The sequence below is a fragment of the Streptococcus mitis genome, assembly GCF_946190285.1.
Classification (GTDB): domain Bacteria; phylum Bacillota; class Bacilli; order Lactobacillales; family Streptococcaceae; genus Streptococcus; species Streptococcus mitis_CP.
Map to the genome: position 1 here is coordinate 49818 of NZ_CAMHZX010000003.1, position 17379 is coordinate 67196.

General features: G+C 43.5%; 18 protein-coding genes, 1 tRNA gene and 1 other annotated feature. Of the genes, 15 read left to right on the forward strand and 4 right to left on the reverse strand.

Annotated elements, in window-relative coordinates:
- Positions 1 to 149 precede the first annotated feature (149 nt).
- The 8 genes from trpB (N8L39_RS05470) to trpA all read left to right on the forward strand — a co-directional run bounded on the left by trpB (N8L39_RS05470) (position 150) and on the right by trpA (position 8187).
- Positions 150 to 1328, forward strand: coding sequence for a tryptophan synthase subunit beta (trpB, locus tag N8L39_RS05470; protein ID WP_084954420.1), 1179 nt, complete (start codon positions 150 to 152; stop codon positions 1326 to 1328).
- Positions 1325 to 1550 (forward strand) — a binding site (T-box leader). Its footprint overlaps the gene before it by 4 nt.
- Before the next feature lie 377 nt (positions 1551 to 1927).
- Positions 1928 to 3289 (forward strand): anthranilate synthase component I, encoded by a 1362-nt coding sequence (gene trpE / locus N8L39_RS05475; RefSeq protein WP_261010384.1) that lies wholly within the window; start codon positions 1928 to 1930, stop codon positions 3287 to 3289.
- Positions 3286 to 3852, forward strand: coding sequence for an aminodeoxychorismate/anthranilate synthase component II (locus N8L39_RS05480; RefSeq protein ID WP_000601909.1), 567 nt, complete (start codon positions 3286 to 3288; stop codon positions 3850 to 3852). Before trpE ends, N8L39_RS05480 begins: the two co-directional genes overlap by 4 nt.
- A gap of 10 nt (positions 3853 to 3862) precedes the next feature.
- Entirely contained in the window at positions 3863 to 4867 is a 1005-nt protein-coding gene (trpD, locus tag N8L39_RS05485) for an anthranilate phosphoribosyltransferase (protein ID WP_033676450.1), read from the forward strand.
- The gene (gene trpC, locus N8L39_RS05490; protein WP_223336283.1) at positions 4864 to 5631 is read left to right on the forward strand and encodes an indole-3-glycerol phosphate synthase TrpC; all 768 of its coding nucleotides are present in this window, start codon (positions 4864 to 4866) and stop codon (positions 5629 to 5631) included. Before trpD ends, trpC begins: the two co-directional genes overlap by 4 nt.
- Positions 5618 to 6217, forward strand: coding sequence for a phosphoribosylanthranilate isomerase (locus tag N8L39_RS05495; RefSeq protein WP_049502468.1), 600 nt, complete (start codon positions 5618 to 5620; stop codon positions 6215 to 6217). The genes trpC and N8L39_RS05495 overlap by 14 nt, the downstream gene beginning before the upstream one ends.
- Positions 6195 to 7418, forward strand: coding sequence for a tryptophan synthase subunit beta (gene trpB / locus N8L39_RS05500; protein ID WP_049551735.1), 1224 nt, complete (start codon positions 6195 to 6197; stop codon positions 7416 to 7418). Before N8L39_RS05495 ends, trpB (N8L39_RS05500) begins: the two co-directional genes overlap by 23 nt.
- Positions 7411 to 8187 carry a tryptophan synthase subunit alpha gene (trpA, locus tag N8L39_RS05505; RefSeq protein WP_261010383.1) on the forward strand — a complete coding sequence of 259 codons (777 nt, stop codon included), beginning with the start codon at positions 7411 to 7413 and terminating at the stop codon, positions 8185 to 8187. Before trpB (N8L39_RS05500) ends, trpA begins: the two co-directional genes overlap by 8 nt.
- Here the strand turns inward: trpA and N8L39_RS05510 are convergent.
- Complete coding sequence (locus N8L39_RS05510) at positions 8159 to 8818, reverse strand: prepilin peptidase (protein WP_261010382.1); 660 nt, start codon at positions 8816 to 8818, stop codon at positions 8159 to 8161. The genes trpA and N8L39_RS05510 overlap by 29 nt on opposite strands.
- Before the next feature lie 69 nt (positions 8819 to 8887).
- Here N8L39_RS05510 and N8L39_RS05515 point away from each other — a divergent pair, with 69 nt between their 5' ends.
- Positions 8888 to 9343 (forward strand): GNAT family N-acetyltransferase, encoded by a 456-nt coding sequence (locus N8L39_RS05515; RefSeq protein WP_261010417.1) that lies wholly within the window; start codon positions 8888 to 8890, stop codon positions 9341 to 9343.
- Positions 9344 to 9391: 48 nt separating this feature from the next.
- Here N8L39_RS05515 and N8L39_RS05520 read toward each other — a convergent pair whose 3' ends face one another.
- The 3 genes from N8L39_RS05520 to N8L39_RS05530 form a co-directional block, all read right to left on the reverse strand.
- Positions 9392 to 10537 carry a low temperature requirement protein A gene (locus N8L39_RS05520; RefSeq protein WP_261010381.1) on the reverse strand — a complete coding sequence of 382 codons (1146 nt, stop codon included), beginning with the start codon at positions 10535 to 10537 and terminating at the stop codon, positions 9392 to 9394.
- Between the two features lie 233 nt (positions 10538 to 10770).
- Positions 10771 to 10843, reverse strand: a tRNA-Lys gene (locus N8L39_RS05525).
- Positions 10844 to 11107: 264 nt separating this feature from the next.
- Positions 11108 to 12379, reverse strand: coding sequence for a replication-associated recombination protein A (locus N8L39_RS05530; protein ID WP_261010380.1), 1272 nt, complete (start codon positions 12377 to 12379; stop codon positions 11108 to 11110).
- Between the two features lie 115 nt (positions 12380 to 12494).
- Between N8L39_RS05530 and N8L39_RS05535 the strand changes: the two genes are divergently transcribed.
- From N8L39_RS05535 to pepF, 6 genes are read left to right on the forward strand one after another with little or no spacing between them, the layout of a single operon-like run.
- Positions 12495 to 12965: a DUF3013 family protein gene (locus tag N8L39_RS05535; RefSeq protein ID WP_261010379.1), complete on the forward strand. Its 471-nt coding sequence runs from the start codon at positions 12495 to 12497 to the stop codon at positions 12963 to 12965.
- A 9-nt stretch (positions 12966 to 12974) separates the two neighbouring features.
- Positions 12975 to 13433 (forward strand): NUDIX hydrolase, encoded by a 459-nt coding sequence (locus N8L39_RS05540; protein WP_261010378.1) that lies wholly within the window; start codon positions 12975 to 12977, stop codon positions 13431 to 13433.
- Positions 13399 to 13779 carry a hypothetical protein gene (locus N8L39_RS05545; protein WP_261010377.1) on the forward strand — a complete coding sequence of 127 codons (381 nt, stop codon included), beginning with the start codon at positions 13399 to 13401 and terminating at the stop codon, positions 13777 to 13779. Before N8L39_RS05540 ends, N8L39_RS05545 begins: the two co-directional genes overlap by 35 nt.
- Positions 13779 to 14729 (forward strand): 50S ribosomal protein L11 methyltransferase, encoded by a 951-nt coding sequence (prmA, locus tag N8L39_RS05550; RefSeq protein WP_261010376.1) that lies wholly within the window; start codon positions 13779 to 13781, stop codon positions 14727 to 14729. The genes N8L39_RS05545 and prmA overlap by 1 nt, the downstream gene beginning before the upstream one ends.
- A 1-nt stretch (position 14730) precedes the next feature.
- Positions 14731 to 15474, forward strand: a complete 744-nt coding sequence (locus N8L39_RS05555) for a 16S rRNA (uracil(1498)-N(3))-methyltransferase (protein WP_261010375.1) — start codon at positions 14731 to 14733, stop codon at positions 15472 to 15474.
- A 10-nt stretch (positions 15475 to 15484) separates the two neighbouring features.
- The gene (gene pepF, locus N8L39_RS05560) at positions 15485 to 17281 is read left to right on the forward strand and encodes an oligoendopeptidase F (RefSeq protein WP_261010374.1); all 1797 of its coding nucleotides are present in this window, start codon (positions 15485 to 15487) and stop codon (positions 17279 to 17281) included.
- The last annotated feature ends 98 nt before the right edge of the window (positions 17282 to 17379 follow it).

A 17379-nucleotide genomic window follows, 5' to 3' on the forward strand; every position in this document is an offset into this window, starting at 1 on the left:
TGTGTGTGGGCTTTTTTCTATCCGTCGTTTTGTTTATCTTTTATTAGGGTGTTAAGTCGCTTTGATGAACTTGAGTTCTATCTGCAGCTCCTTCCTACTACTAAAAGCAAACAAAAAGGCCGGATTCATACAGAAAGAGGAAAAATTTTATGACAACTAAAGGTTATTTTGGACAATTTGGTGGTAGTTTTGTACCGGAGCCGATTCAGGCTTTGTTAGATGAGTTGGAAGTGACATTTGACAAGTATAAGGATGATCCAGAATTTTTGGCAGAATTTCGCCATTACTTAAAGGACTATTCAGGTCGCGAAACACCGCTCTATTTTGCGGAAAGTTTGACAGACCACTTAGGTGGCGCTAAGATTTATCTCAAGCGCGAAGACCTGAACCACCTTGGTTCTCACAAGCTCAACAACGTTTTAGGACAAATCCTTCTTGCCAAACGTATGGGCAAAAAACGAGTGATTGCGGAAACAGGAGCTGGTCAGCACGGTGTTGCGACAGCAGCGGCTGCAGCCAAGTTTGGGATGGCCTGTGATGTCTACATGGGAGCAGAGGATGTGGAACGTCAACGTCTCAATGTTTTCCGTATGGAGATGATGGGAGCAACTGTTCATGCAGTTGAAACGGGAACACGAACTCTTAAGGATGCGGTTGATGCAGCCTTTGGAGCATGGATGAATGACCTTGAAGCCTTCTATGTTCTGGGATCTGCTGTAGGTCCTCACCCTTATCCTACAATTGTTCATGAATTCCAAAAGGTCATCAGTGAAGAATCTCGCCGTCAAATCTTAGAAAAAGAAGGCCGTTTACCAGACTACGTTATTGCCTGTGTAGGTGGTGGTTCCAATGCCATTGGTGCTTTTTCACTGTATGTGGCTGATGAAGAAGTTAAATTGGTTGGGGTCGAAGCTGCTGGTCATGGACTTGACACAGACAAGCACGCAGCTACTATGACAAAAGGTAGTATCGGAATTGTCGACGGCATGAAGACCTATGCAGTCTTTAAGGAAGATGGAGAGCTAGCTCCAGTTTACTCTATCTCAGCTGGTTTGGACTATCCAGGGGTTGGTCCAGAACACGCCTACTTTAAAGATTCTGGCCGCGTAGAATATGTGGCAGCGACAGATGAAGAAGCGGTTCAAGCCTTGCTCCTTCTTAGTAAGACAGAAGGAATTATCCCAGCGATTGAAAGTTCGCATGCCATCGCAGAAGCAGTTAAACGTGCACCGAAACTAAGTAAAGATGAGATTATCATCATCAATGTCTCTGGTCGTGGAGACAAGGATGTAGCTGCTATTGCAGACTATCTTGAAGCTAAAAAATAAGAGATGGAAAAATTACAGTCTTTTCTCTCACAGAGAGCTTGTGGTTACTGGAAACAAGCAGAGAAAGCTGTAAGGTTGGGTCCATCTGAAACGAGAGAAGAAAACATAATTCTCAAGGGAGTGCCCTTTATCGCACAGCCTGTTACAGGAGGTTTCTGAGACAGGAATGAGAGATAGGAGAAATCCTATAATTGAGGTGGCACCGCGAATTTCGTCCTCACGCAAGTTATTTTGCGTGGGGATTTTTATATGTCTATTATAGGTTCAGCTGTTTAGTTTTAAATTATTGTTCATTATTAAATAGATTGCTACAAAAAATTTGCGAACGAAGTGAGCTTTTAAAAGATATTTCCCGCCATAGTGGTATCCTATAGAAGCAAATATGCTTCTATAGGACGGAATTTTTGAGAGTAAAATAGTTCGGGGAACTATTTTAGCCTGAGCCTAGAAATGAATGAGCGAGGAGCTCAAAAATTAGGTCTTTCATTTCATGAATTTCTAAAATCATCCACTGGATAATTTTACCTCCCGTCCGCACTATTTAAGGGAAATAGAAAAAGATAAAAAATTAAAAATAAGGAACTGAAAGGGAAAATACAATGGAACGAATCATTCATGGAGATGTCTTATCACCAATCTTGGCTTATATGCGCCTAAAGGGGCAACACAAGGTTATTTTAGAAAGTATTCCGAGAGACAAGGAAACAGCTCGTTTTTCTATCCTAGCCTATAATCCTGTTTTTGAGATTAAGTTTGAAAATGGGGTCCTTTATCAAAATGGGCAAGTGATTGATCGTGATCCCTTGGATTTTCTTTATGAAGTGACTCATAAGAGCCAACACCATTCAGACCTCCCTTTTGGTGGGGGAGCCATTGGATTTGTTGGCTACGATATGATTTCGCTTTATGAAGAAATTGGTCAAATCCCTCAAGATACAATTGGGACTCCAGACATGCATTTCTTTGTCTATGAGAGTTACATGGTCTTTGACCACAAGAAGGAAAAAATTCATGTCATCGAGGATGCTCTCTATAGTGAGCGTAGTCAAGAAGACTTGGAAAAAGCCTTAAACCAAGTGCTTGAGGAATTACGCATTCCTGCTACAAATGAATTTGAAGACTTGGATCTATCTCCGTTAGATTTCAAACCCCATATCGCTCCTCAGAAGTTTGAGGAAATGGTGGAAACAGCTCGTGACTTGATTCGTAATGGTGATATGTTCCAATGTGTACTCAGCCAGCGTTTCTCAGCAGAAGTTACTGGAAATCCATTTGACTTCTACAGAAATCTCCGCGTGACTAATCCTTCTAATTACCTTTATTTCTATGATTTTGAGGATTATCAAATCATCGGTGCCAGTCCAGAAAGTTTAGTTTCAGTTAAAAATGGCATCGTGACAACTAATCCGATTGCAGGTACGCGACCAAGAGGAGCTACAGATGAAGAAGACAAGGCTTTGGCGACAGACCTACTTTCGGATGAGAAGGAAACAGCAGAGCATCGGATGTTAGTAGACTTGGGTCGTAACGATATCGGCCGCATCTCTGAAACGGCAAGTGTCCAAGTCACTAAGTATATGGAAGTGGAGCTTTTCCGTTATGTCATGCATTTGACCAGTGTGGTCAAGGGGCGTTTGCTTCCAGAACTCACTGCTATGGATGCCTTGAAAGCAACACTTCCTGCTGGAACTGTTTCTGGAGCACCAAAAATTCGAGCTATGAGACGCATCTATGAACTGGAAACAGAAAAACGGGGCGTATACGCAGGAGCAATCGGCTACTTGTCTGCGACGGGTGATATGGACTTCGCTATTGCCATCCGAACTATGATTCTCAAAAATCCAACAGCCTATGTGCAGGCTGGGGCAGGGATTGTCTACGACTCTATTGCCCAAAACGAATACCAAGAAACCATTAACAAAGCAAAATCTATGACTAGAATTGGAGAACTAAGACCATGATTTTATTGATTGACAACTATGATTCTTTTACCTATAACTTGGCCCAATACATTGGGAATTTTGCAGAAGTTCAGGTTTTGAGAAATGATGATCCCAAGCTGTATGAAGAAGCTGAAAAAGCAGATGGTCTGGTCTTTTCTCCTGGTCCCGGTTGGCCAGTTGATGCTGGTAAGATGGAAGACATGATTCGTGATTTTGCTGGCAAGAAGCCGATTCTTGGGATTTGTTTGGGCCACCAAGCCATTGCAGAAGTCTTTGGTGGTAAGCTAGGTTTGGCTCCTAAAGTCATGCATGGAAAGCAGAGCAATATCAGCTTTGAAGCGCCATCTGTTTTGTATCAAGGTATCGAGGATGGTCGTGCGGTCATGCGTTATCACAGTATTTTGATTGAGGAAATGCCAGAAGACTTTGAAGTGACAGCTCGTTCGACTGATGACCAAGCTATCATGGGAATTCAACACAAAAACCTACCGATTTATGGATTCCAGTACCATCCAGAGAGTATCGGAACGCCAGATGGCTTGTCTTCTATTCGGAATTTTATCGAGAAGGTTGTAAAGTGAGGAAACTAGGATGAAAGAGATTATTGAAAAACTAGCAAAATTTGAAAATTTATCAGGTGTGGAAATGACGGATGTCATTGAGCGTATCGTAACTGGCCGTGTAACGGAGGCGCAGATTGCTTCTCTCCTTTTGGCCCTTAAGATGAAGGGGGAAACACCTGAAGAACGCACAGCCATTGCACAAGTCATGAGAGGGCATGCCCAACATATTCCAACTGAGATTCATGATGCCATGGACAACTGTGGTACAGGTGGAGACAAGTCCTTCAGCTTTAATATTTCGACAACTGCAGCCTTTGTATTGGCTGGTGGTGGTGTTCACATGGCAAAACACGGTAACCGTTCAATTTCTTCTAAATCTGGCTCTGCAGATGTCCTAGAAGCCTTGGGTATCAATTTAGATCTCAAACCAGCTGAACTTGGTAAGGTCTTTGATAAAACTGGAATCGTCTTTCTCTTTGCTAAAAATATGCATCCAGCTATGAAATACATCATGCCAGCTCGTTTGGAACTAGGAATTCCAACGATCATGAACTTGACTGGTCCCCTGATTCACCCAATGGCCTTGGAAACACAGCTTCTTGGTATTAGTCGTCCAGAACTTCTAGAAAGTACAGCTCAGGTTTTGAAAAACATGGGTCGCAAACGCGCTATCGTAGTAGCTGGACCAGAAGGACTAGATGAAGCTGGCTTGAACGGAACAACTAAGATTGCTCTTCTTGAAAATGGAGAAATCACCTTGTCGAGCTTTACTCCAGAAGATTTGGGGATGGAACGCTACGCTATCGAAGATATTCGTGGAGGGAATGCTCAGGAAAATGCAGAAATTTTGCTCAGCGTTCTCAAGAACGAACCAAGTCCATTCTTGGAAACTACAGTTTTGAATGCTGGTCTTGGTTTCTATGCTAATGGTAAGGTAGATAATATCAAGGATGGAGTTGCCTTAGCTCGTCAAGTCATTGCTAGTGGCAAGGCTCTTGAAAAACTCAGACTGTTACAGGAGTACCAAAAATGAGTCAGGAATTTTTAGCACGAATCTTGGAGCAAAAGGCGCGTGAGGTTGAGCAGATGGAGCTGGAGGAAATCCAGCCCCTGCGCCAGACCTATCGCTTGGCTGACTATCTAAAACAACACCAAGACCGTTTACAGGTAATCGCTGAGGTCAAGAAAGCTAGCCCTAGTTTGGGAGATATCAATCTCGATGTGGATATTGTGCAACAGGCCCAGACTTATGAAGCGAACGGCGCAGTGATGATTTCGGTTTTGACAGATGAAGTCTTCTTTAAAGGGCATTTGGATTATCTAAAAGAGATTTCCAGTCAGGTAGAGATTCCGACGCTCAACAAGGACTTTATCATCGATGAAAAGCAAATCATCCGCGCCCGCAATGCTGGTGCGACAGTTATCTTACTCATTGTGGCAGCCTTGCCAGAAGAACGTCTTAAGGAACTTTATGACTATGCGACAGAGCTTGGTCTGGAAGTCTTAGTGGAGACTCACAATCTAGCTGAACTAGAGGTAGCTCACCGCCTTGGAGCTAAAATTATCGGTGTCAATAATCGCAACTTGACCACCTTTGAAGTTGACTTGCAGACCAGTGTAGATTTGGCTAAACATTTCAAAGCTGATTGCTTGTACATTTCTGAATCTGCTATTTTCACAGGGCAGGATGCGGAACGAGTAGCACCATACTTTAACGGAATTTTGGTAGGGACAGCTCTTATGCAGGCAGAAGATGTAGCCCAGAGAATCAAGGAGTTGCAGATTGACAAAGGTTAAAATTTGCGGATTATCTACCAAAGAAGCGGTGGAAACAGCCGTTTCAGCAGGAGCAGACTACATCGGTTTTGTCTTCGCACCTAGTAAAAGACAGGTGACCTTGGATCAGGCTACTGAGCTGGCAAAGCCCATTCCTGCTAATGTTAAGAAGGTTGGCGTATTTGTTTCACCAAGTCGGGCAGAATTGCTAGAAGCGATTGAAAAAGTTGGCTTGGACTTGGTTCAAGTTCACAGTCAGGTGGCAGATGATTTGTTTGAGAATTTGCCTTGTGCCAGTATTCAGGCTGTGCAGGTAGATGGAGAGGGTCATGTACCCAATTCTCAGGCAGATTATCTCCTCTTTGATGCCCCTGTGGCTGGGAGTGGCCAGACCTTTGATTGGGGTCAACTGAATACGATTGGACTAACTCAGCCTTTCTTTATCGCAGGTGGGCTTAATGAAGACAATGTCGTAAAAGCAATTCAACATTTTACTCCCTATGCAGTAGATGTATCGAGCGGAGTGGAGACAGATGGACAAAAAGATCATGAAAAGATTAGAAGATTTATAGAGAGGGTAAAGAATGGCATATCAAGAACCAAATAAAGATGGATTTTACGGAAAATTCGGTGGACGTTTCGTCCCAGAAACATTGATGACAGCAGTTTTGGAGTTGGAGAAGGCCTATCGTGAAAGTCAGGCAGACCCAAGTTTCCAAGAGGAATTAAACCAACTCTTGCGCCAGTATGTGGGGCGTGAAACTCCTCTTTACTACGCAAAAAACTTGACCCAGTATATTGGCGGAGCCAAGATTTATCTTAAACGTGAAGACCTTAACCATACAGGGGCCCACAAGATTAACAATGCCTTGGGACAAGTTCTTCTGGCTAAACGCATGGGTAAAAAGAAAATTATCGCTGAAACAGGTGCTGGTCAGCACGGTGTGGCAACTGCAACTGCTGCAGCCCTCTTTAACATGGAATGTACTATCTACATGGGTGAGGAAGATGTCAAACGCCAAGCCCTCAATGTGTTCCGTATGGAGCTTTTGGGAGCTAAGGTTGAGGCAGTGACAGACGGTTCGCGCGTGCTCAAAGATGCGGTCAATGCAGCTCTTCGTTCATGGGTGGCTAATATCGATGATACCCACTATATCCTTGGTTCTGCCTTGGGGCCACATCCTTTCCCAGAAATCGTTCGTGACTTCCAAAGTGTCATCGGTCGAGAGGCTAAACAACAGTACCGTGACTTAACAGGTCAAGATTTACCAGATGCCCTAGTAGCTTGTGTTGGTGGTGGTTCTAACGCTATCGGTCTCTTCCATCCATTTGTAGAAGATGAGTCAGTAGCTATGTATGGAGCTGAAGCAGCTGGACTTGGTGTAGACACAGAGCACCACGCAGCTACCTTGACCAAGGGTCGTCCTGGTGTTCTTCACGGTTCTCTCATGGATGTGCTCCAAGATGCCCATGGTCAAATTCTTGAAGCCTTCTCTATCTCAGCAGGTTTGGACTATCCTGGTATCGGTCCAGAACACTCTCACTATCATGATATCAAACGTGCCAGCTATGTTCCTGTGACAGACGAGGAAGCCTTGGAAGGGTTCCAACTCTTGTCTCGTGTGGAAGGGATTATCCCAGCCTTGGAATCTAGCCATGCCATTGCCTTTGCGGTGAAATTGGCCAAAGAACTTGGACCAGACAAGTCCATGATTGTCTGCCTATCGGGTCGTGGGGACAAGGATGTGGTTCAAGTCAAGGACCGCTTGGAAGCAGATGCAGCAAAGAAGGGAGAAGCTCATGCCTAAGACACTAACAGAAAAATTGAATGCTATCAAAGCAGCTGGAAAAGGAATTTTTGTTCCCTATATCATGGCTGGAGACCACGAGAAAGGTTTGGATGGTCTAGCTGAAACAATCCACTTTTTAGAAGATTTGGGTGTCTCTGCAATTGAAGTGGGTATTCCCTTTTCAGACCCTGTTGCAGATGGACCTGTTATCGAAGAAGCAGGATTACGCAGTCTAGCTCACGGGACTTCTACCCAGGCTTTGGTTGAAACCTTGAAAACCATTCAAACAGAGGTTCCGCTTGTCATCATGACCTACTTCAACCCTCTCTTTCAGTACGGTGTTGAAAACTTTGTCAAAGATTTGGCAGATACAGCAGTTAAGGGATTGATTATCCCAGACCTGCCTCATGAGCATGCCAACTTTGTAGAACCATTTTTGGCAGACACAGACATTGCCTTAATTCCCCTAGTTAGTTTGACGACAGGGATTGAGCGCCAGAAAGAATTAATTAAAGGGGCAGAAGGATTTGTCTATGCGGTTGCCATCAATGGGGTGACAGGGAAATCTGGCAATTACCGCGCAGACTTGGACAAGCACTTGGCACAATTGCATCAAGTGGCCGATATCCCAGTCTTGACAGGTTTTGGCGTATCTAGTCAAGCCGATGTAGAACGCTTCAATGCAGTGTCAGATGGCGTTATCGTCGGTTCAAAAATCGTAAAAGCTCTCCATGAAGGAGAGTCGATTGAGGACTTTATCAAACAAGCAGTAGCTTACCAAAAATAATCATGCAAGCAGCAAGTAAGAGGAAAGGCACGAAAGGAAGTCTTTCCTTTTTCTTTTGCAGGAGAAAGGCTAGAATTCCCATCGCAGAAGCAAACTGAATCAAGATGAGTAATTCTGTTGCGCTAAAGACGAGAGCACAAGAAGCTAAAAAGAGAAAATCCCCTGCGCCCATGCGGATATCGATAAAATGAGCCAAAAAGCCAAGAGCAAGGAAAAAGACCATGACCAGATTCCAGCCAGAGGAAGCCATGAGGATTAGGTGGAAAGTCATCCAGACCAGTAGGGGATATTCCTGATGGCGAAAGTCGTAGATGCTCAAGGTCAAACCAGCAGTGATTAGGATGACTTGCCCCAAGGAAAGCAATTCCCAAGACCAAGCCAGAAAGAGGAGTCCTAAGCCTAGTTCAAAGAGGGCATACCAGACAGGATATGTAGCCTTGCAGTAGCGACAGCGAAAGCGATTGAAGACCTGCGAGAGAATCGGAATCAAATCTAAGGGACGCAAGGGAGTCTGACAGGAATCGCAGTGACTAGCCGGGCGGATAATGGATTGCTCAGGAAAACGGTCGATGACCAAACCAAGAAAGGAAGCGAGAATGCTCCCGACAAGAAAAAAATAAAAATCAATCATACTTATCTATTCGTAAAAAATGGGAGAAGTAGTATAATGGAGAAACATAAACAAGATAGTGAGGTCAAGATGACAATTCGTTTTGAAGAAAATGTGAGCACAGAAAACGCTCAGCTCGTATGCCAATGGTCCAACTCCCTTGGCAAAGTCTTTCAAGAACAATGGATGGGACCAAGGATTCCTTTTCCACTGACCCTTCAAGACTTGCAAGACTTGGAAGGAGTCTTTTCAATCTTTGAAGGACAAGAGTTTGTGGGGCTTATCCAGAAAATCAGGCTAGAAGACAGTAATCTTCATATCGGGAGATTTTTTATCAATCCCCAGAAACAGGGGCAAGGCTTAGGTAGCCAGGCTTTAAGGAAATTTGTTAGTTTGGCCTTTGACAGTGGAGACATAGATAGTATTTCTTTAAATGTCTTCGAAGCAAATCAAGCAGCTCAGCACCTTTATCAAAAAGAAGGATTTGAAATCGTTAAAACCATTGAAGCACCTGTACGAAAATACGTTATGAAAAAGTTTAGATAGAAAGCAAAAAGCCTTGGTTCCCAAAGCTTTTTTAATCTTATAAACTAATTAAAACAACTCCCAGTAAGGTGTGGAATGTTTTTTAGTCTGTGTCATATAAAAATAAATAGAATGAATAGCTATAGCTAGAGCTAAAATGGTTGTAATACTTACTACTATTATAGGATTAGAAGCAAAGATTAAAGAGAGAATCAAGGCAGCCAGATAGAGTGTAGCTTGGACACAGTAGTAACTTTTCGAATAGCGAAGATAGTGTTTGTTATAGGGCCCATTTGCTAGGACAGCAGCTTGGAAGAGGCCAATTCCGATATAAAAGAAGCTGGTTGCAAAGAGAAGATTAGTTTCAGGATTCAGAAGAAAACTCATCGAAACGGTCATCATAAGAAGTCCAATGAAAATAGGATAGTGACTGTAAATTAGAAATAGTCCCTTTTGATTAGATTCTTCATCAATAGCATGGTCGAATTGAACAAAATAAAACAAGAACAGAGAAAGCATAATAATGAAATAAAGAACCGAATAAATCGAGAAATTCTCGATTGTAAAGAAGTTAACTAGCCCCATAATCATCTCTCCAAACGTAATAATGACAAGAAGGGAGATGCGCTCGATTAAATGGGGGAGAACTATCTGGAAATGATCATCTTTACTAATCGAGGTAATTGGCGTAATAAATGTTAGCAGAATACTAGCATAAAGGATATAGACTCCAATGTAAATAGGAAGAAGAGCTGCTAGATAGACTCCTAAACTTCCTAGACCTGTTATCCATAGAAAACCTTTGATACTTTCCCTATGAACATTATCGGTTGATTTTTTAAAAAACTCAACCAAATATTGAAAAAATAAGGTAAGGGTTAATGTACCAATAGCCCAACAGACATAATGAAAATATTGTTGCCAATCATCTTTAATCAAATTGGATATAAAGAGTAAAAGTCCCATATTGATAAACATGATTACCATGTTAAATAAAGAGTTCTTTCCATAGCGATTGGTATAAACGGTTTGAATCATCCAGGCATTGATGAGAAGCAAGACAGACATGAAAAAATCAAGCAAAGAATTCCAAGTCAAAATACCGTTATGAAGATGGTGAATTAAAGCAGTTACTTTTGAAATCGCAAAAACAAAAACTAGATCATAAAAAAGTTCTGAATAATTTACACGTTTATGTTTAACAAGAGTTGTCATCTTAAGACCTTTCTATTTTAGAAGTACAATTTATTATAACAGAAAATGGTAATGAGAGAAAAGAAGATGCTTAAATAACTTCATGTGACGCGAATGAACTGCGCCACAAAAGTTAGGTTTTTTCTGTCTAACTTTTAGGGTGCAGTTCAGAAGGGGTGTTTTTTCTATCGTTTTTTAGTGCTAAGACTACACAAAAAAGCCTTGATTCCAAGGCTTTTCCTGTTGTATGTAGATGCCCCCTACAGGGATCGAACCTGTGACCCACGGATTAAGAGTCCGCTGCTCTGCCAGCTGAGCTAAGGAGGCAAAGAAAAAAGCTGTATTGGTGCCGAAACTTCACGGTTTGTATTGAACCCGCGCAATTAAGCAGGTGGGCAACTCGCTCTAACTGAAGCTGTTTCCGTGTGAGACGGCCTACATGCTGTTAGAAGACTTTTGTTTCCCTAATAATACAAAAAATAGTCGGTCAACACTTAAGTGTGAAGTCGTACACCACAGCGTTTCTATGTTTATATGATACCACTTTTTCAAAAAAAATCAAGAGGAAAGTGCAATTTTTTGAAAAGGATTTCAGATTTTTCGCAAACGGTCGATGGCTTCCTTTCTTTGAGCCAAAGCCCGTTCATATTTACCAGTGTCTTCTGCTTGGAAATAGTGATGATTGCGAATTTTTTCTGGCATATAGTCTTGCTTGACCCAATTTCCAGGGTAGTTGTGTGGATAGAGATAGTCTTGGGCGTTACCCAGTTCCTTGCTTCCACTGTAATGACCATCACGCAGATGTCGTGGAATAGGCAAGTGCCCTGATGTTTTGAGGTCGGCAAGTGCCTTATCCATAGCTACATAGGCTGAGTTGGATTTTGGAGAAAGGGCCAAATCAATGACGACATTAGCAATGAGAATGCGGGCTTCTGGGAAGCCGATCTTTTGGGCAGCTTCCAGAGCAGTTACGGTATGAATCTGGGCTTCAGGATTGGCCAAACCGATATCTTCATAGGCGATAACGGTCAAGCGCCGAGCGAGACTAGGTAGGTCACCAGCCTCAATCAAGCGAGCAGCATAGTGGAGACTGGCATCGACATCCGAGCCACGGATGGACTTTTGCAGGGCTGAGAGGACGTCGTAGTGACCATCCCCATCCTTATCCATGGTAATGTAGCTCCGCTGCAGGCTATTTTCCATGATGTAGAGGGTGATGTGGCGGATGCCCTCGTCATTCTCAGGGGTAGAGAGAACTGCCAAATCCAGTGAGTTAAAGGCAGAACGAAGGTCTCCGTTTGTAGAGGTCGCAATGAAATCCAGCGCATCCTCATCTAGTTCTACTGGAAAATCAAAACCACGTTCAGGGTTATTTAGAGCTATCTGAAGAGCCTCTTTGACGTCTTGGTTAGACAGAGGTTCCAGTTCAAAAATCTGAACACGGCTACGAATGGCTGGAGTGACAGAAAAGAAAGGATTTTCAGTCGTAGCCCCAATCATGATGACCAGTCCACTTTCCAAGAGAGGCAAGAGAAAGTCTTGCTTGGTTTTGTCAAGACGATGGATTTCGTCTAGTAATAGGACGAGGCCACCTGAAAATTTAGCCTCTTCCGCAATTTCTTGGAGTCTTTTTTTACTATCTACTGTCGCATTGAAAGTTCGAAAGGCATACTTGGTCGTCCCTGCGATGGCAGAGGCAATACTGGTCTTGCCGATTCCTGGTGGTCCGTAGAGAATCATGGAGGATAGGCGATTGGCTTCCACCATGCGACGGATGATTTTTCCAGGCCCGACCAGATGCTCCTGACCGATGACTTGGTCTATGGTTTTAGGGCGCATGCGAAGCGCAAGATTGTCTGGCATAGTAGTCCTTTCTAACGTGGATTTTCTGATACATATGTGGTAAGATGGTAGTATCTATTTTAGCATATTTCCGAGCAATCGGGGCGATTAAAGAGTCGCATAGAAAGAGGACAAAATGGCAACATACGGATTTTTAGATGTTTTAGAGGAAGAGTTGGAGAAGAACTTTCCCTTTGATTTTGAGATTAGCTGGGACAAGCGCAACCACGCAGTTGAAGTGAGTTTTCTATTGGAAGCGCAAAATGCTGCAGGTGTGGAGATGGTGGACGAGGACGGAGAGATTTCATCAGATGACATTCTCTTTGAAGAAGCAGTTCTTTTCTACAATCCTGCTAAATCAACAGTCAATGCAGAAGACTATTTGACGGTTATCCCTTACCTGCCTAAAAAAGGATTTTCTCGTGAGTTTTTAGCTTATTTTGCTCTTTTCCTCAAAGATACTGCTGAGGTTGGGCTGGATGCTCTCATGGACTTTTTGGAAGACCCAGAAGCAGAAGAATTTGTCATGGAATGGAACCAAGAAGTCTTTGAAGAAGGAAAAGTTGGCTTGGAAGAGGGAGTATTTTATCCTTATCCGAGATATTAGGAGTTTGACATGGAACTAGAAATTTCTGATTTCACAGGCTGCAAGATTGCTTTGTTTTGTGGGGATAAGCTCTTGACTATCTTACGCGATGATAAGGTAAGCATTCCCTGGCCCAATATGTGGGAGTTGCCCGGTGGTGGACGTGAAGGCGATGAAAGTCCTTTTGAGTGCGTAGTGCGTGAAGTTTATGAAGAGCTGGGAATTCATCTGACTGAGGATTGTCTGATTTGGGCGAAGGTTTATCCAAGTATGGTTTTTGCGGCTAAACAATCCTTTTTTCTAGTTGGAAATTTGACACAGGAGCAGTTTGACAGTATCGTATTTGGTGATGAAGGACAGGGTTATCAGCTGATGAATGTTGAGGAATTTCTTAGTTCCAGTCAAGTTGTACCTCAGTTACAAGATAGAGTGAGAAATTATTTGGAGGAAAAGAATGATTTTTGCGATTGCAACAACCACGTTGAATAAAGAAGTTAAGCGTAAGCTAGAAACTGGACAATATTCTAGAGAGGAAGCTACATTCATTTATATAGAATATTTAAAGTTAAAGAAGGTGAGAGAAAGAGGTACGAAAGTAGTTGGGATCTCTATGGCTGTTATTTGGGGATTAATGCTTGTTTTACCCTTACTGAGTGGTGAAGGTCTCGTACTGCCCCTTTCAGTACATTTTTTATTTTTGCTACTGCTTGCAGGAATTGTTCTAATAGGTTATTATCTTATGTTTGGTATTTTTAAACAGCAGATTCATAGCGCAATGAAAGAACACTATACAGATGTGATTGAAGAATTTAAGAAATATAAGGAAAATACATAATGGAAACATGGCAAGAGTTAAAAGTTACAGTTAAGCGCGAGGGAGAGGAGTTGGTTTCCAGCCTCTTGATTGAGTTAGGAGCCCAAGGTGTTGCGATTGAAGACAGCATGGACTATGTGGGAAATGTCGACCGCTTCGGCGAGATTTTCCCAGAGGTCGAGCAGCAAGAAGAAATTGTAGTGACAGCCTACTACCCTGACACGGTGGATGTGGCAGTGGTTGAGGCGGACTTGCAGGCTCGCCTGGCAGAATTGACAGATTTTATGGATTTGGGTGAGGTCAAGATGGGGACGACTGCCTTGGCTGAGGAAGACTGGGCGGATAACTGGAAGAAATACTATGAGCCAGCTCGCATCACTCATGATTTGACCATCGTGCCATCTTGGACAGACTATGAGGCGACTGCTGGAGAAAAGATTATCAAACTGGATCCAGGCATGGCCTTTGGGACTGGGACGCATCCAACCACTAAGATGAGCCTCTTTGCCTTGGAACAGGTTCTTCGTGGTGGCGAAACGGTGCTGGATGTGGGGACTGGTTCAGGTGTCCTTTCTATCGCCAGCTCGCTTCTAGGTGCCAAGGAAATTTTCGCCTATGATCTGGATGATGTGGCGGTTCGGGTGGCTCAGGAAAATATTGAGCTCAACCCTGGCATGGAAAATATCCATGTAGCGGCTGGAGATTTGCTCAAGGGTGTGGAAATTGAGGCAGATGTGATTGTTGCTAATATCTTGGCGGATATCCTCATTCATCTGACAGAGGATGCTTATCGCTTGGTCAAGGATGAAGGCTACCTCATCATGAGTGGCATTATCAAGGACAAGTGGGACATGGTGCGCGAGTCGGCTGAGTCAGCTGGATTTTTCCTTGAAACCCACATGATTCAAGGGGAATGGAATGCCTGTGTCTTTAAGAAGACCAAGGATATTTCAGGTGTGATTGGAGGTTAGCATGCAGCAGTATTTTGTCAAGGGCAGTGCAATCTCTCCGGTCACCATCGAGGACAAGGAAACCAGCAAGCATATGTTTCAGGTCATGCGCCTGAAAGAAGAGGATGAGATAACCTTAGTCTTTGATGATGGCATCAAGCGCTTGGCGCGCGTGCTGGATGTGGAAGCACGTCAGTTTGAATTGATCCAAGAGTTAGCTGACAATGTGGAACTGCCAGTCCAAGTGACCATTGCATCTGGCTTTCCCAAGGGGGACAAGCTGGAGTTTATCACTCAAAAAGTAACCGAGCTCGGAGCCAGCCAAATCTGGGCCTTTCCTGCCGATTGGTCAGTTGCCAAGTGGGATGGCAAGAAATTGGGTAAAAAGGTTGAAAAACTAGAAAAAATCGCCCTTGGAGCAGCAGAGCAAAGCAAGCGTAATATGGTCCCAAGTATCAAGCTTTTTGAGAAGAAAGCTGACTTTCTAGCCCAACTGGATCAGTTTGACTCTATCATAGTGGCCTATGAAGAATCAGCAAAAGAGGGAGAAGCTGCTACGCTTCTGCAAGCGGTCTCTGGTCTTGAAACAGGAGCCAAATTGCTCTTTATCTTTGGGCCAGAAGGCGGTCTCTCACCTGCAGAAATCGAAAGTTTTGAAGCTAAAGGAGCAGTATTGGCAGGACTTGGTCCTCGTATTTTGCGAGCAGAAACAGCACCGCTTTATGCCTTATCAGCCCTTAGTGTTTTATTAGAATTAGAGAAGTAAGAGGAAGAAAATGGAACAAAAACACCGTTCAGAATTTCCAGAAAAGGAACTCTGGGACTTAACATCCCTATACCAAGACCGTGAGGATTTCTTGCGTGCAATCGAGAAAGCTCGCGAAGATATCAACCAATTTAGCCGTGATTACAAGGGTAATCTTCATACTTTTGAGGATTTCGAGAAGGCCTTTGCAGAATTGGAGCAAATCTACATTCAGATGAGCCATATTGGCAACTATGGCTTTATGCCTCAGACGACAGACTATAGCAATGAAGAATTTGCCAATATTGCCCAAGCTGGGATGGAATTTGAAACAGATGCCAGCGTAGCTCTGACCTTCTTTGACGACGCCTTGGTGGCTGCAGACGAGGAAGTTTTGGATCGTTTGGGAGAGTTGCCACATTTAACAGCAGCCATTCGTCAGGCCAAAATTAAAAAAGCCCACTATCTAGGGGCAGATGTGGAGAAGGCCTTGACCAATCTGGGTGAAGTATTCTACAGTCCACAGGATATTTACACCAAGATGCGAGCTGGGGACTTTGAAATGGCCGACTTTGAAGTCAATGGCAAGACCTACAAAAACAGCTTTGTCACCTATGAGAATTTCTACCAAAACCATGAGGATGCTGAGGTTCGTGAGAACTCCTTCCGTTCCTTCTCAGAAGGACTTCGTAAGCACCAAAATACGGCTGCCGCAGCCTATCTAGCCCAAGTCAAGTCTGAAAAACTCTTGGCTGATATGAAGGGCTACGACTCAGTCTTTGATTATCTTCTAGCTGAACAAGAAGTAGACCGTGCCATGTTTGATCGCCAGATTGACCTCATCATGAAGGATTTTGCGCCGGTTGCTCAGAGATACCTCAAGCATGTTGCCAAGGTAAATGGTCTTGAAAAGATGACCTTTGCAGACTGGAAATTGGACTTGGACAGCGCCTTGAATCCTCAAGTGACTATTGACGACGCCTATGATTTGGTCATGAAGTCGGTAGAGCCTTTGGGACAAGAATATTGTCAGGAAGTTGCTCGCTATCAAGAAGAGCGCTGGGTGGACTTCGCTGCCAATAGTGGCAAGGATTCTGGCGGTTATGCAGCGGATCCGTATCGCGTGCACCCTTATATCCTCATGAGCTGGACTGGTCGTTTGAGTGATGTCTATACCTTGATTCATGAAATTGGGCATTCTGGTCAATTCATCTTCTCGGATAATCATCAGAGTTATTTTAATGCTCACATGTCGACCTACTATGTCGAAGCGCCATCAACCTTCAATGAGTTGCTTTTAAGTGATTACTTGGAGCACCAGTCTGACGATCCACGTCAAAAACGCTTCGCCCTTGCCCACCGCTTAACAGACACTTACTTCCATAATTTCATCACCCACCTCTTGGAAGCAGCCTTCCAGCGTAAGGTGTATACCTTGATTGAAGAAGGAGAAACCTTCGGAGCAAGCAAACTCAACAGCATTATGAAGGAAGTTTTGACAGATTTCTGGGGAGATGCTATTGAGATCGACGATGATGCGGCTTTAACTTGGATGCGCCAAGCTCACTACTACATGGGCTTGTATAGCTACACTTACTCTGCTGGACTTGTCATCTCGACTGCTGGTTACCTCCATCTTAAAAATTCAGAAACTGGAGCTGAAGATTGGCTCAATCTCCTTAAATCAGGTGGTAGCAAGACACCACTTGAGTCAGCCATGATTATCGGTGCTGATATTTCAACAGATAAACCACTCCGTGATACCATCCAATTCTTGTCAGACACAGTTGACCAGATTATCGCCTACAGTGCCCAGTTGGGAGAGTAAATTAAAAGAGTCTGGGACAAAAGTCTAACCTTAAATAAAAAAAGCGAACAAAACGAGTTATCTGATACTCAGAATTCTGTCTTGTTCGCTTTTTTTCT